Source organism: Neisseria sp. P0001.S005 (assembly GCF_051963715.1).
Genome location: NZ_JBQCTZ010000013.1, coordinates 25,139 through 40,490, shown reverse-complemented (window position 1 = coordinate 40,490; position 15,352 = coordinate 25,139). Strand labels below are relative to the sequence as shown.

The following is a 15,352-nucleotide window of genomic DNA, read 5'->3' as shown; positions in this document are numbered from 1 at the left end:
ATTGGAGGAGAAAACAGCTGAAAACCCTTGTTTGGATTTCGGCTGTTGGAAGGAAAGGAATTTTGCAAAGGTCTCGGGCGGTGTTGAAGTTTCTCTATCCCGATGCCGATATTCCTGTGGTGCAGCTCAGTCTTAACCGCTTGCAATCGGCGGAATGGCATTTCAATTTGGCGAAAAAATTATCCGCTTTGCGCGAACAGGGTGTGTTGATTATCGGCAGCGGCAATATTATCCATAATCTGGGCGTGATGAGCAGGGCGCATATCAATCAAATCGGCGCGGACTATGATTGGGCGTTTGCGTTCCGCGAAGCAATCAATCAAGCGATTGCCGAACGGGATGACGACACGTTGATTCATTACGAACGGATGGGTGAAAAGGCGATGCTCTCCGTGCCGACGCCGGATCACTATTTACCTTTTCTGTGCATTATGGCATTACGCGAACCGGATGATTCCATTACATTTTTCAACGACAACCTTGTCGCTGGTTCGCTCAGTATGACTTCGCTTTTAGTGGGGTAAAAGGAAAAATATGGCAACGCTATTTCGGTCAGGTTATGATTAAATACAGCATATTTGATTGAAAATGCTAGGTTTACTGACGCGGGCTATTTTTTGTTTTTCAGTCAAAGAAACCATTGCATCAGTTGGTTAAAAGGTCGTCTGAAAACCTGATTTGGCGTTTTCAGACGACCTTTGCTTTGCCGGTGAAGATTCGGGTTGTTTACGGACAGCTTGCGACAATGTGGTAGCGCATTTCAAATGCGGCTTCTTCTTCCGCGTTTAGAACAATCAACCCTAAGCCGTTGTTGAAGCAGTCGGGTGCGCTGCTGAGGTTTTCGATGGCGATGGAGTCGCGGGTCGGCGGAGTGAAGACTTGCAGGTAGGGATAGGATGCGTCAGGGTAAATGCTCAGGGTCAGTCCGTTGCCTGAAAGTGTGCAGGCGGCGGGTTTGCTGCGTGTCAAAACAAAGCTGTTGTCCAATTCGATGCCTGCCAGGCTTGAGGTCGTCTGAAAACGGGTGTCGTCGATGATGCTGCCGTCGGAAACTAAATCGGCATCAAAGCCCAAGCGTTTGCTGCTGTCGATTTCCAGCGACCAATCGTCGGCTTTGCTGCCGAGCGTGAAATAGGGGTGCCAGCCGTCTGCGAGCGGCATGGCGGTTGTGCCTTGGTTGCGGACGGTGGAGCGGATGCTTAAGCCGTCTGCGCTGAGGCGGTAGCGGACGGTCAGGCTGAAGGGGGGAAGGGATAGCCGCTGTCGTCTTGTGCGTAATCTGCGCGGATTTCGACTTCGGCGGATTGGTTGTCGGCATGGCTGTTGACGAGGGCGAACTCACGGTCATACATCAAACCGTGTGCCGCGTGTTCGGCGAGTTTGAATTTGCCGCACTGATACGCTTTGCCGTCAAAGCTGTATTTGCCGTAGCGCAGGCGGCAGGCGTACGGGCTGAGTTTGCCGCTGCGGAACCATTCGGTCAGGCTACCGCGGGCGTGTTGCGGGGTATCGTAGGCTTTGACGATGTTGAACCATGTACCGTCGGGGCGGCAGATTTCGTAGTGGTTGAGCAGCCCGCCGTAAAGATAAATTTCCGCGCGCAAATCGGGGGATGCGAGCAGCAGGCGGTCGTTGTCGGTTTTGAGTGTGAACATGAAGCGGCTCCTGATTGGGGTTGAGGCAGGGTGTATAAAAGGTCGTCTGAAAAGTTTCAGACGACCTTTTTAGATTTTACTCTTTAACTAAAGGACCTGATGTTCCTCCGTGTCCGGCGGCGGTGCGCACCAGTTGGAGAAATTCGGATTTCAGACCAAACGGATCATCGCCTTGGACTTGCAGTACCATTTTTTCGATGTCGACCCAGCTGAGTTTGCCGTTGTATTCGCCGCCGCGCAGGGCTTGGGCGTAGGAGGCGGCGGCAAGGGCGAGCAGGGTGTCTTTGTCGGCTTGGTCAAGCGGTTTGCTGCCGACGGGGACGGCTTGCTGCATCAGCTGGCTGTCTTTTTGTCCGGGCAGTTTGTAGCGCACTTTGACAAAGGCGTATTCGTTTTTGCTGCCTTTGGCGGCCGGGGCTTTTTGATAACGTGATTCCTCAAGCCAGCCAGCTTTGCCTGTCGGAATGATTTCATAGATGGCGGTCACGCTGTGACCTGAGCCGATATCGCCTGCATCGACTTTGTCATTGTTGAAGTCTTCATTGCGCAGGGTGCGGTTGGTGTAGCCGACCAAGCGGTATTCTTTGACAGTGGCAGGATTGAATTCGACTTGGATTTTGACATCTTGTGCAACGGTGGCGAGTGTGGAGGTCAGCTGCTGTTGCAGGACTTTTTTCGCTTCTTTTTCGTTGTCGATGTAGCTGTAATTGCCGTCGCCTGCATCGGCAATTTGTTCCATCATGTCTTCGTTGTAATTGTCCGTACCGAAGCCTAGCGTACTGAGTGAAACGCCGGTTTTACGTTTTTCGGCAACCATGGATTTGAGCGTTTCGGTATCAGATACGCCAACGTTAAAGTCGCCATCGGTCGCCAGCAGGATACGGTTGATGCCGTTGGGTACAAAGGCCTTTTGCGCTTCTTCGTAGGCCATGCGTAAAGCGGATTCACCCGAAGTCGAACCTTCGGCTTTCAGCTTGTCGATGGCCTTCAGGATGGTTTCTTTATCTGAACCTGATGTGGGCGGAAGCACCAGCTCTTCGCCTGATGAATAGGTAATCAAGGTAACTTTGTCCTGCGGGCGTAATTGTTGGGTCAAGATACGCAACGTTTTTTGAACCAACGGAAGTTTATTTTCTTCATCCATGCTGCCGGATACGTCCACGAGGAACACAAGATTGGCAGGCGGAAGGTCTTTCTTTGCTGTGTCTTGTGCTTGGATACCGATTTTGATCAGCTTGGCTTCCGGTTGCCATGGAGAATCAATGGTTTCAGTGTGAACGGCAAATGGGCGGCCGTCAGTAGGCAGTGGATAGTTATAAGGGAAGTAATTGATGATTTCCTCAATCCGTACAGCATCTTTAGGCGGCTGTTCGCCACTGTTCAGAAATCGGCGGACGTTGGCGTAGCTGCCGGTATCGACATCGATGCTGAATGTGGAAACAGGTTCTTGAGCAACGGATTTGACCGGTTGGTCGGGTTGTTCTTGGTAGCGTTCGGTGTTTTCTGCAAGAGACAGATTTTCTTCAGCAACGGCAGCAGCAGGCAATGCTGATTCCGGTGCGCCCTGAAGATTTTCGGTTGACGAGTCTGATCGGTCGAGTGGACCGGAACACGCAGTCAAAGCCGCTAAAGTGAGTATGGAAATGGTTTTCAGGAAGAAACGGGGCATGATTTAAGCTCCTGGGAAATATCACATGCTGATTATTAAAAGTGTTGATGGCAGTGTATTGGCAGAGTTAACGCTGGTGCTGAGTCACTTTTTTTGAATTTTAATGTGTGAATAGTGGGTTAAGTTTAAATCAGGACAAGGCGGAGCAATGCGGTACTGGTTTAAACTTAACCCACTATGTTTATGACTTATGCAAGATTTTGTCGGGCTGAGACGATTTTGTAAAGGCCTCAGCCCCGATTTATCTTACATTAACTTTTCTTCCGTCGACGTTCGCCCGGCAGCAGCATATCCGCCCATTTGATGATGTTGGCGACTTCTGCCGGATTGAGTTCGTAGAACTGGCCGCGTTTGAGGCGGTTTGGCAGGCCGATGGGGCCGAAGCCTACGCGGACGAGGCGGCTGACGGTCAGGCCTTGGCTTTCAAAAATGCGGCGTACTTCACGGTTGCGGCCTTCTTTGATGACGACGTTGTACCATTTGTTTGCACCTTCTCCGCCTTGTTCGTAGATGCGTTCGACTTTAGCCAAACCGTCTTCGAGCATGACGCCTTCTTCGGTTAGGACGCGCATTTGTTCGGTGGTCAACTCGCCCAATACGCGCACGGCGTATTCGCGTTCGACTTCAAAGCTGGGGTGGGCAAAGCGTTGAACCAGTTCGCCTGAAGTGGTCAGGATCAAAAGGCCGCTGGTATTGATGTCCAAACGGCCGATGGCTACCCAGCGGCTGCTGGCTGCTTGCGGCAGGCGGTCGAAGATGCTGACGCGGCCTTGCGGGTCATCGCGGGAAACGATTTCGCCTTCTTGTTTGTAGTAGAGGATGATGCGTGGCAGGCGGTCTGCCCATTTGAGTTTGATGATACTGCCTTTGACGGTAACGTGGTCGTCGGGCGTGGCTTTTTCACCCAGTTGGGCTACGCGGCCGTTGACCGTTACCCAGCCGTTGCTGATCCATTCTTCCATTTCGCGACGTGAGCCGACGCCGGAAGCGGCCAGGACTTTTTGCAGGCGCTCGGGTTCAAAGCGGGAAAGGTCGCTGCGGCGCTCTTTCAAATCGCGGGCGTGCTCCATGATTTTTTGGTTTGGGTTGCGGACAACCAGTTTTTTGGCTTTGGCGGCACGTTGTTTTGGGGCGGTATTTTGAGCTTTAGGGCCGTCTGAAACATTTTGGCCGTAAGGTTTGCCTGATGTTTTGCGTTCGTCGTCTGGACGTTTTTTATTGGCAAAGGATTTGGCCGGTCTGGAAGGTTTTTTGGCGGTAGACGATACGCCGTCGCGCCATTGGCGTTTGCTGGAAGGCTGTTTGGACATGATTTTTCCTAACTCGCTTGAAAAAGCGGTTCTTCTGCGGCAGTTGCGGCAGGGATTGGATTGGGGGAAAAGGCCGTCTGAAAATCAGATTCAGACGGCCTGCTGATGAAAGGTTGTATTGTAACTCAACCAGTAAATTTTTGTTTGAAAATCCGAAAATTATGGTGAAAGGCGTTCGCGTATCCAGTTGCCGTCAACTAGGCGGTATTGGATGCGGTCGTGCAGGCGGCTGGGGCGGCCTTGCCAGAATTCGATGCGGTCGGGGATGACGAGGTATCCGCCCCAATGCGGCGGGCGGGGGACATGTAAGGGATGTTTGACGCCGACAGCTGCGGCTTTGGCCACTAAAACGGCTTTGCTGGAAATCACTTCGCTTTGATCGCTTGCCCATGCGCCGATACGGCTGGTATACGGGCGGCTTTCAAAATATTCGTCCGAAGCGGCGGCGTCGAGTTTTTCAATGCGTCCTTCAACGCGCACTTGGCGTTCGAGTTCCGGCCAGAAAAAAGTCATGGCGGCAAAGGGGTGTGCCGTATAGGAGCGGCCTTTGCGGCTGTGGTAATTGGTAAAGAAAACAAAGCCTTTGGGGTTGACTTCTTTCAGCAGCACCATGCGGCTGTTTGGCCTGCCGTCTTCGCCCACGGCGGCAACGTTGACCGCAGTCGGTTCGTTGACTTCGGCGTGAATGGCTTCGTTCAGCCATTGCTCGAATTGGACAATCGGGTCGGCGTGGCATTCGGCTTCCGATAGCTCGCGTTTGCTGTAATCTTCGCGGATATTGTGCAGATCCATGATTTTTCTCCTTAGGTTTGACTGAATCATACCCCGTTTTTTCAGACGGCCTCAAGGGCATTTGTGTATAATCATAGCCCTTTCCAATATAGAACAATACGGAGTCCTGTCATGCAAACCGAAGTCGAACTGAAAATCTTAAATCCGAAAATGGCCGATTCCCTGCCTGCTTATGCAACGCCCGGTTCTGCCGGTTTGGACTTGCGTGCCTGCCTGGATGAAGCTGTTGTATTGCAGCCGGGCGATGTGTATCTTGTGCCGACCGGTTTGGCGGTGCATTTGGCCAACCCTGCGTATGCAGCCGTTTTGTTGCCGCGTTCCGGCTTGGGTCATAAGCACGGTATTGTTTTGGGTAATTTGGTCGGTTTGATTGACTCGGATTATCAAGGCGAATTGAAGGTTTCTCTGTGGAACCGTGGCAAAGAAGCGTTTACCATCGAGCCGATGGAGCGTATCGCACAGATGGTAATTGTGCCGGTTGTCCAAGCCGCGTTTAAGGTTGTGGACGAGTTTGCCGCCAGCGCGCGCGGTGAAGGCGGATTCGGCAGCACGGGTAAAGCCTGATGATTCAAAAGGCCGTCTGTAACAGGATAAATTGAAATATTCGATTTCGGTTTGCCACGGTTCAGACGGCCTTTTTGTTGAGACAACCTTTGCATAATTACACACAAGATTGCATTTTTATATCTTGCCTGCATGGCCGACGCACCCAATAATACAGGCCGTCTGAAACCTTTACGGAGCGTTGTTATGTCCCGCCCCTCACTTTTTCTGCCTTTGTTTTTGATTATCTTTGGTGCGATTTGGTTTTTGCGCACTACGGATATTTTGCCTGCGACATCGACCATGATTGCCGGCGCATTAATTATTTTGGGCTTTGCCGTGTTGATTATGGACGGCATCAACAAACAGTCCATCGTTTCCGGCCCGATGTTGGTTTATATCGGCACAGCCATTTATCTGCACATGAGCTACTGGATTTACCTCTCGCCGCTGCTGGCCATCGGCATGGTCGTGTTGGGTTGCCTGCTGTTGCTCTCGCGCAGCGATATGATTCCTGAGAAACACACAAAATAGAAAGATGAGAGATTTGGGTTTTGCCCTATAAAGGCCGTCTGAACAATGGTATAATCCGCCGATTCAGACGGCCTTTTTATTGCGGTTTAAATTTGAAATTTGCCCTCACGGCCGCACCGTTTTCTTACATTTTGTAAAGTTTCCGCCATGACCCAAGACAAAATCCTTATTCTCGACTTCGGCTCGCAAGTTACCCAGCTGATCGCCCGCCGCGTGCGCGAAGCCCACGTTTACTGCGAACTGCATTCTTTCGATATGCCTTTGGAAGAAATCAAAGCCTTCAACCCGAAAGGCATCATCCTCTCCGGCGGCCCTAATTCCGTTTACGAATCCGACTATCAAGCCGATACCGGTATTTTTGATTTGGGCATTCCGGTTTTGGGCATCTGCTACGGCATGCAATTTATGGCGCACCACTTGGGTGGCGAAGTTAGCCCGGGTAACCAACGTGAATTCGGTTATGCGCAAGTGAAAACCATCGACAGCGAGCTGACACGCGGCATTCAAGATGATGCACCAAACACGCTCGACGTATGGATGAGCCATGGCGATAAAGTTTCCAAACTGCCTACCGGCTTCTCTGTCATCGGCGACACCCCGTCTTGCCCAATTGCCATGATGGAAAACGCTGAGAAACAATTCTACGGAATCCAATTCCACCCTGAAGTGACCCACACCAAACAAGGTCGCGCGTTGTTAAACCGCTTTGTCTTGGATATTTGCGGCGCACAACCAAGCTGGACCATGCCGAACTACATCGAAGAAGCCGTCGCCAAAATCCGCGAACAAGTAGGCAGCGATGAAGTGATTTTAGGTTTGTCCGGCGGTGTGGACTCTTCCGTAGCGGCCGCGTTGATTCACCGCGCCATCGGCGACCAACTGACCTGCGTGTTTGTTGACCACGGTCTGTTGCGTTTGAACGAAGGCAAAATGGTGATGGACATGTTTGCCCGCAACTTGGGCGTACGTGTGATTCACGTTGATGCCGAAGAGCAGTTTTTGGCGAAACTTGCCGGCGTGACCGATCCGGAGAAAAAACGCAAAATCATCGGTGCGGAATTCATCGAAGTATTTGATGCCGAAGAGAAAAAACTTACCAACGCCAAATGGTTGGCGCAAGGTACGATTTACCCTGACGTAATCGAATCCGCAGGCGCGAAAACCAAAAAAGCCCACGCTATTAAATCACACCACAACGTCGGCGGCCTGCCTGAAAACATGAAGCTCAAATTGCTTGAGCCTTTGCGCGACTTGTTCAAAGACGAAGTACGCGAACTGGGCGTCGCTTTGGGCCTGCCGCGCGAAATGGTGTACCGTCATCCGTTCCCGGGCCCGGGTTTGGGTGTGCGTATCTTGGGTGAAGTGAAAAAAGAATACGCCGACTTGCTCCGTCAAGCAGACGATATTTTTATTCAAGAATTGCGCAATACTACCGACGAAAACGGTACATCTTGGTACGACCTGACCAGCCAAGCCTTTGCCGTATTCCTGCCTGTGAAATCCGTCGGCGTGATGGGCGACGGCCGTACTTACGATTACGTCGTAGCTTTGCGTGCCGTGATTACCAGCGATTTTATGACTGCGCACTGGGCAGAGCTGCCATACTCGCTGCTTGGCCGCGTGTCCAACCGCATCATCAACGAAGTCAAAGGCATCAACCGCGTGGTTTATGATGTCAGCGGCAAACCGCCTGCCACGATTGAATGGGAATAATCCCTAAATAATAAAGGCCGTCTGAACAGATATTGTTCAGACGGCCTTATTCTTTAGGAACTAAGCCCAATTAAAATTGATTTTTTAATTCACGCAAAGCAGCGAAGACTTCGAGTTCGCTGTTTAATTTTTGTCCGCTCAATTCTTCGGCGCGTGCCTGAACTTGGGGCAGGTGTATGCGGAAAAACGGATTGACTTTGCGTTCGTGCGCAAGGCTGACAGGCAGTGTCGGCGTGTGTTCGGCTGAGGCCAAGGCCGTCTGAATGTCGGCGTTGTCCGGCTCGATATGCTGGGCAAAGCGTAGATTGGAGGCGGTATATTCGTGCGCCGGATAAAACAGCGTTTCTTCGGGCAGCTGGTTGAATCGGTGGAAACTGTCGTAAAGCTGCTCGATTGTGCCAGTAAATACGCGGCCGCAACCGGCGGAGAACAAGGTATCGCCGCAGAAAACGTGCAGGCCGTCTGAATTTTCCAACAGATAGCTGATGTGGCGGTCGGTATGGCCGGGGGTTGCCCAAACGGTAACCAAGCCTTCGCCAAACGGGAACTGCGTACCTGCGGTGACGGTATGCGTCGCTACGTCGATGTCGCTTTCGCCATAGATTGGGGATTCCAAAAAGCCGTGGAACAGGCTTTTTGCGCCGCCGGTATGGTCGGGGTGCGGATGGGTAATCCATGTTTGCGCCAGCATCAGGCGATTGTGGACGAGGAATTTCAAAACGGGTGTGGCATCGGACGGATCGACGCAGGCGGCATGGTTGCCTTCTTGAATCATCCAGATGTAGTTGTCGTTTAGGGCTTGGATTGGCGTGATTTTCATATGCTTTCTTCTGGTTTGGGGTTTCAGACGGCCTCTAGATAATCTTTGATATTCGGGCTTTGGCCGAACACGGCTTCATGGGCTTGATGGATGCACAGTCGGTTGAATAGCAATCTTTGGGTTTGATCGCCATCGATAATCCGCACTTGGCCTTGCAGTTTGGGCGCGTCGTGATGAAAGGTGTTTTTAAACGCGTGCCAACGGTCGGTTTGCAGATGGACGATGGCAAACATATCATGCGAGATATTAACGCCGACACTGAATAGCTTGGCCGAGGCTTGCAGGCAGAAACTGCTGTCGCCAAACAGGCAAAGCCCTGTGTTTTCCGGATAGCGGAACAATTCGATTTTCACGGCTTCGGGTTCGGCAAAGATGTTGCAAAACAACCGTTCAAACAACGACGGTTGCGCCACGCCTTCGCTCAACATACCGTAAAGCCCACCCAGCCAATCGACATAGCCGAGAAAAGTGAAACGGTAGTCCTGCATAATGGCTTCGATGCGCTTGGGATCGCGTTTGCTGATCAAGCGGACAAATTCAAAACCGACTTCCGGCAGCCGCGCCCGAAGTGTTTGATGTAGGCGGTGGGCAAACAGGTTTTTATGGTTGTGCGGATTGCGCAGAATACCGAGGAATTTCAGCCGCAATATCCGCCACAAAGCATCCGGTACTTTGGCAGTATTGGCATTTACCGTAGTTGTTTTCAGACGGCCTGCAGGTAAGGTGCGCAGGTGGTTGCAGGCCTCTTCGTAGCCGCTTTCATGACGGTTGAACCAGCTTTCCAGATTGTATTGGTTGGCGGAGTCTTCGACAAAGGTCAGCGTATAGAGGTTTTTCGCCGCCAAGTTTCCGATGATGTTGACGCTTATCGCTTCGCTGCGGTTTTGTTCTTTGCCGCGGGCTTTTTCGCCAGTATGGAACATAGACAGCGGCAGGCGGTAAACGTTTTGGTTTTGCGGGCTGACCTGCGGATTATGCGAATGCTGCCGCTGCTCGGTTTGGGCGATGAAGTGGTGTTCCTTCGTCGGATTTGCGGTCAACAGGGCGTAAGGCTTTTCTCCACATTCGGAAAATTCGCAATCGCTGAGGATAAAGGCTTGTCGGGTCATAATGTCGGGAAAGGCCGTCTGAATATGTCGATTATAGTTTAAAAGTGGGAATTATACAGAAGGACGGCGACGGGTTTGGTCTTTATACGCAAAAGGACGCAAAAAGGTCGTCTGAAAACGGATATAGCGAGGTTCGCTAAATCGTTTTCAGACAACCTTAAATCAACGGACTGTTCAACACTATTTATTCTTCTTTTTGGAAAACATGGTTGCGGTGATACTCGAAATATTTTTCGCTTTCAGGTTCGATTTTTAATTTCATATCGCGAGAAATTCCAAGCCGCTCTTGATTTTCCGGATCGATTGTCGGGTGGATTTTTATCGTCCCGTCGGTATCAAACGTAATCAGTCCTTTATCAAATAATGCGTCAATATTGGGTGCGAGCATCAGACCATTGAAGGGATCTAAACGTTCGTTATTATTGCACACACTCCAAGGTTTGATATGGCTGGCAATGAGTAAAGGCTCGATATCTAGACCGGTCAACGGGCAGCTTGGATATAGTTTGAGTAGGTCTTGTCGGAATTGATCTTGCCCTCTGCGGACTTTTATTAAGATTTTTAGTTCGGTTTGCTTTTCTGGGCTAGTTTCGGAGGCTAAACGGTTTTTGAGTTCAGCTATATTTTTTCCTAAGTGTGGGATAGAGTTCGTGTAAAAATTTTGCTCTTCAGTCAGCCAAGCTGTCTTTTCTTCGTCTAATTCCTTTTTAAAACAAGTTTTACATCTGTTTTCTCTATCGTATTCACTCCAACTCCACTCACTGAGTTTCTTACGGGAGTTGGAACAAACTTTAAAATAATCTGAATCGTTTGTCGTCCAATTTTTGTCTTTTCGTTCAGTAGGAAAGCTGTTACAGCCACCACTAGCTTTGTGTAACATAGGGTATATGGATTGGGTTCCACCTTTGTCTATGTTTAGTATAAAACCATTTTTATTGTTCTTAAGCCAGTCAATATAAGCTCCATCATCTGGCATATCTTTAAAAATTTTTATATCAGACATAAGTTTCTCCAAATTGTTTTCCATAATTTCTATGAAGTTGTTTATTTTCAAAAAGGTCGTCTGAAAACCTCAAATTAAGGTTTTCAGACGACCTTTTCTTGCCAATCAGTCAATCAGGGCACGATTTAGCCCAAAGCCTTCCTTGCTCCGGCGAAGAGGCGGTACCAGCCGGAGAGTTCCGTCCAGCCTTCCGGTTTCCAGCTCATTTGTGCGGCGCGGTACACGCGTTCCGGATGCGGCATCATGATGGTAACGCGGCCGTCGGCGTTGGTCACACCGGCGATGCCTTGTGGCGAGCCGTTGGGATTGAGCGGATAAGTTTGGGTCACTTGGTTTTGACCGTCCACATATTGCAGCGCAATGCCCAAATCGGCAGAAATGTTGCCGCCGTGAAGCGCGAAGTCAGCGCGGCCTTCGCCGTGGCTGACCACGACAGGCAGGCTGGAGCCTTGCATTTCGTTCAGAATCAGCGATGCGGATTTTGGAACATGAACCATACTCAGGCGCGCTTCAAACTGTTCGCTCAAGTTGCGTTTGAACTTCGGCCATGTTTCTGCGCCCGGGATAATTTCGGCAAGGTTGCTGACCATTTGACAGCCGTTGCACACGCCCAATGTCAGCGTGTTCGGATCGGCAAAGAAGGCGGCGAACTGGTCGCGCAAGGCGGGGTGGAACAGGATGGATTTCGCCCAGCCTTCGCCCGCGCCGAGTACGTCGCCGTAGCTGAAGCCGCCGCACGCCGCCAGCATTTTGAAGTCGGCAAGGTGGACGCGGCCTGCCATCAGGTCGGACATATGCACGTCGTAAGCATCGAATCCGGCGCGGGTGAAGGCGGCGGCCATTTCGATTTGTCCGTTCACGCCCTGTTCGCGCAGGATGGCGATTTTGGGTTTCGCGCCGCTGTTGACGAAAGGCGCGGCGATGTCTTCGTTCACGTCGAACTTCACGTCGGCAAACAATGCGCTGCGGTCGTTGTCGTCAATCAGGGCAAACTCACTGTCGGCGCAGGCAGGGTTGTCGCGCAGACGTTGAATGGCGTGGCTGGTTTCCTGCCATGCGCGTTGCAGGTCGGTAAGGGATTGATTGAAAATTTCTTCTCCTGCATTGATGACCATATGGCCGCTGTCGGCAAACTCTCCCAAATGGTGCAGCGTGAGATTCAGTTTCTCGCACAAATTGAAAATATATTCGTGGTCGGCAGCGTGAACAGCAATAACGGCTCCTAATTCTTCGTTAAATAGGGTAGTTAGGACAAATTTTTGCCATTCTTGAGACGAGTAATACTCGTTTTGAACGTTAATATTTTTACTTACCATTGTCAGCAGGTCGAGATTCATGCCACGGCGAGAAGCAAATGCCATTTCTGCCAGAGTCACAAACAAACCGCCGTCGCTGCGGTCGTGGTAGGCCAGCAACTTATCTTCTTGAACGAGTTGCTGAATTAACTGATAAAACGCTTTCAGATGGCCTGCATCAATATCAGGTGCTTCGCCGCCGCTTCGGTTATACACTTGAGCCAGTGCAGACCCACCCATACGGCACTTGTTGTTGCCTAAGTCAATCATCAGCAGAATAGTGAATGAATTGGCATTGTCTTTTAATACGGGCGTAACGGTTTTGCGTACGTCTTGAACTGGCGCGAACGCGGAGATAATCAGGCTCAACGGTGAAACGACGGATTTTTTCTCTTCGCCGTCCTGCCACACGGTTTTCATTGACAGGCTGTCTTTGCCTACGGGGATGCTCAGATCCAATGCCTGACAGGCTTTAGAAACGGCTTCGACGGTGCGGTAAAGTTTTTCGTCTTCGCCTTCGTTGCCGCACGCCGCCATCCAGTTGGCGGAAAGTTTGATGTTGCCGATGTCGCCGATGTTGACTGCCGCGATGTTGGTGATGGCTTCGCCGACGCACATTCTGCCCGAAGCAGGCGCGTCAAACAGGGCGACGGTCGGTTTTTCGCCCATAGACATCGCTTCGCCGCGATAGGTGTTGAAACCCATCATGGTTACGGCGCAGTCGGCTACGGGGGTTTGGTATTTGCCGACCATTTGGTCGCGGTGGGTCATACCGCCGACGCTGCGGTCACCAATGGTAATCAGGAAGTTTTTAGCAGCTACGGTAGGCAGGCGCAAAACGCGGTAGGCGGCTTCGGTAATGTCGATATCGCCCGCGTTAAACGGTTTTTTAGACGGCGTAACCGTTTTGTCGGTGCGCGTGGTTTTGGGCGGTTTGCCGAGCAAAACGTTCAGCGGCAAATCGACGGGATTGTTGGAGAACAAATCGTCGCGCACTTTCAAATGGCCGTCGTCGGTCGCCGTGCCGACTACGGCAAACGGGCAGCGTTCGCGTTCGCAGATGGCGCGGAAGGTGTCCAAATCTTTTTCCAAAATGGACAATACATAACGCTCTTGCGATTCGTTACACCAGATTTGCAGCGGGTTGAGGCCGTGTTCTTCCAGCGGCACTTCGCGTAATTTGAATACTGCACCGCGTCCGGCATCGTTGACGAGTTCGGGGAAGGCATTGGACAAGCCGCCTGCGCCGACGTCGTGGATAGAGATAATCGGGTTTTTGTCGCCGAGTTGCCAGCAACGGTCGATAACTTCCTGCGCGCGGCGTTCGATTTCGGGGTTGCCGCGTTGTACGGAGTTGAAGTCCAAAGATGCGTCGTTTGTACCGGTGTTCATGGAAGAAGCCGCGCCACCACCCAAGCCGATAAGCATGCCCGGGCCGCCCAGTTGGATCAGCAATGCGCCTTCAGGGATTTCGTCTTTGTGTGTTTGTTGTGCCTGAATGCTGCCCAAGCCGCCGGCAATCATAATCGGTTTGTGGTAGCCGCGGACTTGACCGTCAAATTTTTCTTCAAAGGTACGGAAGTAGCCCAAGAGGTTCGGGCGGCCGAATTCGTTGTTGAACGCTGCGCCGCCGATCGGGCCTTCAATCATGATGTCTAGAGGAGAAGCAATATGGCCGGGTTTGCCGTAGGCTTGTTCCCAAGGCTGCTCCAAGCCAGGGATATTCAGATTGGAGACGGTAAAGCCGGTCAAGCCTGCTTTCGGACGTGAGCCTTTGCCTGTTGCGCCTTCATCGCGGATTTCACCGCCCGCACCCGTTGCCGCACCGGCAAATGGCGCAATGGCGGTTGGGTGGTTGTGTGTTTCCACTTTCATGATGATATGGGTGTCTTCTTCGTGGAAACGGTAGCCTTGGTTTTCCGCCGCATTCGGATAGAAACGCTCGACTTTTGCGCCTTCGATTACGGACGAATTGTCTTTATAGGCAACGACTGTGCCTTCGGGATGTGCGTTGTGTGTATCGCGAATCATGCCGAAAAGGGATTTCGGTTGTTTTTCGCCGTTGAGGATGAAGTCGGCGTTGAAGATTTTGTGGCGGCAGTGTTCGCTGTTTGCCTGAGCGAACATCATCAATTCAACATCGGACGGATTGCGGTTTAAAGCCTGATAGTTTTCAACCAGATAATCGATTTCGTCGGCTGAAAGCGCCAAACCCATTTCGGTATTGGCTTTGACCAATGCCTCTTTGCCGCCGCCCAATACATCTACGCTGGAGAAGGTTTCCGATTGGATGTGGTGGAACAGTTGCGCCGCTGCATCGATGTCGGTCAACACGCTTTCGGTCATGCGGTCGTGCAACAGGGCTGCCCATTGTTGTTTTTGCCCGTCGGTAAGCGCACCTTCCAACCATACGGCCATGCCGCGTTCGATACGCTCAATACCTTCCAAACCGCAGTTTTCGGCGATATTGGTTGCTTTGGAAGCCCAAGGCGAAATGGTGCCCAAACGGGGCGTTACCAAAAATAAATGCAAGCCCTCGCGCGCTTTTGGCGTTTGTTCAACGCTTTGCGCTGCCAGTAAGGCTTGCAGTTTTTCGACTGTCGCGACATCAAGTGCTTTTTCGCTACCGACAAAATACCAAAATTCGCTGCTTAATTTGACTTCGGGCAGGCCGAGGGCGGCTGCTTTTTGGAAGAGTTTTTCAACACGGAAATCGGAAAGGGCGGTTACACCGCGCAAGGGCAGAACAACAGACATGGATTCAGCTCACAAAATGCAGTTGGGGAATCCATTATTATACCTGAAAAATGCAATTTTGCTTGTGAATTTATACTTCAAGTGTTGACAATTTTTGCTTGTAAATTGAAGGGGAATGAGGCAATCGTGTCACCTGCTTTTTTATTTTGTAC

General features: G+C 51.2%; 13 protein-coding genes. 4 read left to right on the top strand and 9 right to left on the bottom strand.

All coding sequences use genetic code 11. The features are described from left to right. On the top strand, positions 1-524 hold a 524-nt coding region (locus tag ACTHSP_RS03500), incomplete at its 5' end, for a dioxygenase family protein (RefSeq protein WP_440345640.1). A 202-nt stretch (positions 525-726) separates the two neighbouring features. On the opposite strand, the gene ACTHSP_RS03495 is transcribed toward ACTHSP_RS03500, so the two are convergent. The 5 genes from ACTHSP_RS03495 to pdxH all read right to left on the bottom strand — a co-directional run bounded on the left by ACTHSP_RS03495 (position 727) and on the right by pdxH (position 5,426). After that, a complete protein-coding gene (locus ACTHSP_RS03495; RefSeq protein ID WP_314512816.1) occupies positions 727-1,197 on the bottom strand; it encodes an aldose epimerase family protein in 471 nt (156 codons plus the stop codon). Between the two features lie 35 nt (positions 1,198-1,232). Then, the gene (locus tag ACTHSP_RS03490) at positions 1,233-1,655 is read right to left on the bottom strand and encodes an aldose epimerase family protein (RefSeq protein ID WP_314512813.1); all 423 of its coding nucleotides are present in this window, start codon (positions 1,653-1,655) and stop codon (positions 1,233-1,235) included. Between the two features lie 76 nt (positions 1,656-1,731). After that, positions 1,732-3,324, bottom strand: a complete 1,593-nt coding sequence (locus tag ACTHSP_RS03485; protein WP_440345639.1) for a vWA domain-containing protein — start codon at positions 3,322-3,324, stop codon at positions 1,732-1,734. A 251-nt stretch (positions 3,325-3,575) separates the two neighbouring features. Then, entirely contained in the window at positions 3,576-4,634 is a 1,059-nt protein-coding gene (locus tag ACTHSP_RS03480; protein ID WP_440345638.1) for a pseudouridine synthase, read from the bottom strand. 159 nt (positions 4,635-4,793) lie between these two features. After that, positions 4,794-5,426 (bottom strand): pyridoxamine 5'-phosphate oxidase, encoded by a 633-nt coding sequence (gene pdxH, locus ACTHSP_RS03475; RefSeq protein ID WP_070695626.1) that lies wholly within the window; start codon positions 5,424-5,426, stop codon positions 4,794-4,796. 111 nt (positions 5,427-5,537) lie between these two features. Between pdxH and dut the strand changes: the two genes are divergently transcribed. The 3 genes from dut to guaA all read left to right on the top strand — a co-directional run bounded on the left by dut (position 5,538) and on the right by guaA (position 8,216). Further along, positions 5,538-5,990 (top strand): dUTP diphosphatase, encoded by a 453-nt coding sequence (dut, locus tag ACTHSP_RS03470; RefSeq protein ID WP_293194334.1) that lies wholly within the window; start codon positions 5,538-5,540, stop codon positions 5,988-5,990. 186 nt (positions 5,991-6,176) lie between these two features. Further along, a complete protein-coding gene (locus tag ACTHSP_RS03465; RefSeq protein ID WP_440345637.1) occupies positions 6,177-6,503 on the top strand; it encodes a hypothetical protein in 327 nt (108 codons plus the stop codon). A 147-nt stretch (positions 6,504-6,650) separates the two neighbouring features. Continuing rightward, entirely contained in the window at positions 6,651-8,216 is a 1,566-nt protein-coding gene (gene guaA, locus ACTHSP_RS03460) for a glutamine-hydrolyzing GMP synthase (protein WP_003686344.1), read from the top strand. Positions 8,217-8,286: 70 nt separating this feature from the next. Here the strand turns inward: guaA and gloB are convergent, their stop codons facing one another. The 4 genes from gloB to purL form a co-directional block, all read right to left on the bottom strand. Next, positions 8,287-9,036: a hydroxyacylglutathione hydrolase gene (gloB, locus tag ACTHSP_RS03455; RefSeq protein WP_314512801.1), complete on the bottom strand. Its 750-nt coding sequence runs from the start codon at positions 9,034-9,036 to the stop codon at positions 8,287-8,289. A gap of 23 nt (positions 9,037-9,059) precedes the next feature. Next, positions 9,060-10,145 carry a hypothetical protein gene (locus ACTHSP_RS03450; protein ID WP_314512800.1) on the bottom strand — a complete coding sequence of 362 codons (1,086 nt, stop codon included), beginning with the start codon at positions 10,143-10,145 and terminating at the stop codon, positions 9,060-9,062. 184 nt (positions 10,146-10,329) lie between these two features. Continuing rightward, positions 10,330-11,160 (bottom strand): HNH endonuclease, encoded by an 831-nt coding sequence (locus ACTHSP_RS03445; RefSeq protein WP_440345636.1) that lies wholly within the window; start codon positions 11,158-11,160, stop codon positions 10,330-10,332. A gap of 113 nt (positions 11,161-11,273) precedes the next feature. Then, a complete protein-coding gene (gene purL / locus ACTHSP_RS03440) occupies positions 11,274-15,200 on the bottom strand; it encodes a phosphoribosylformylglycinamidine synthase (protein WP_314512795.1) in 3,927 nt (1,308 codons plus the stop codon). Positions 15,201-15,352: the final 152 nt, after the last annotated feature.

Excerpts from the sequence above, each read along its gene's own strand:
- ACTHSP_RS03490 (WP_314512813.1), bottom strand. The coding sequence starts at position 1,655 with ATGTTCACACTCAAAACCGACAACGACCGCCTGCTGCTCGCATCCCCC.
- ACTHSP_RS03485 (WP_440345639.1), bottom strand. The coding sequence starts at position 3,324 with ATGCCCCGTTTCTTCCTGAAAACCATTTCCATACTCACTTTAGCGGCT.
- ACTHSP_RS03480 (WP_440345638.1), bottom strand. The coding sequence starts at position 4,634 with ATGTCCAAACAGCCTTCCAGCAAACGCCAATGGCGCGACGGCGTATCG.
- pdxH (WP_070695626.1), bottom strand. The coding sequence starts at position 5,426 with ATGGATCTGCACAATATCCGCGAAGATTACAGCAAACGCGAGCTATCG.
- dut (WP_293194334.1), top strand. The coding sequence starts at position 5,538 with ATGCAAACCGAAGTCGAACTGAAAATCTTAAATCCGAAAATGGCCGAT.
- ACTHSP_RS03465 (WP_440345637.1), top strand. The coding sequence starts at position 6,177 with ATGTCCCGCCCCTCACTTTTTCTGCCTTTGTTTTTGATTATCTTTGGT.
- guaA (WP_003686344.1), top strand. The coding sequence starts at position 6,651 with ATGACCCAAGACAAAATCCTTATTCTCGACTTCGGCTCGCAAGTTACC.
- gloB (WP_314512801.1), bottom strand. The coding sequence starts at position 9,036 with ATGAAAATCACGCCAATCCAAGCCCTAAACGACAACTACATCTGGATG.
- ACTHSP_RS03450 (WP_314512800.1), bottom strand. The coding sequence starts at position 10,145 with ATGACCCGACAAGCCTTTATCCTCAGCGATTGCGAATTTTCCGAATGT.
- purL (WP_314512795.1), bottom strand. The coding sequence starts at position 15,200 with ATGTCTGTTGTTCTGCCCTTGCGCGGTGTAACCGCCCTTTCCGATTTC.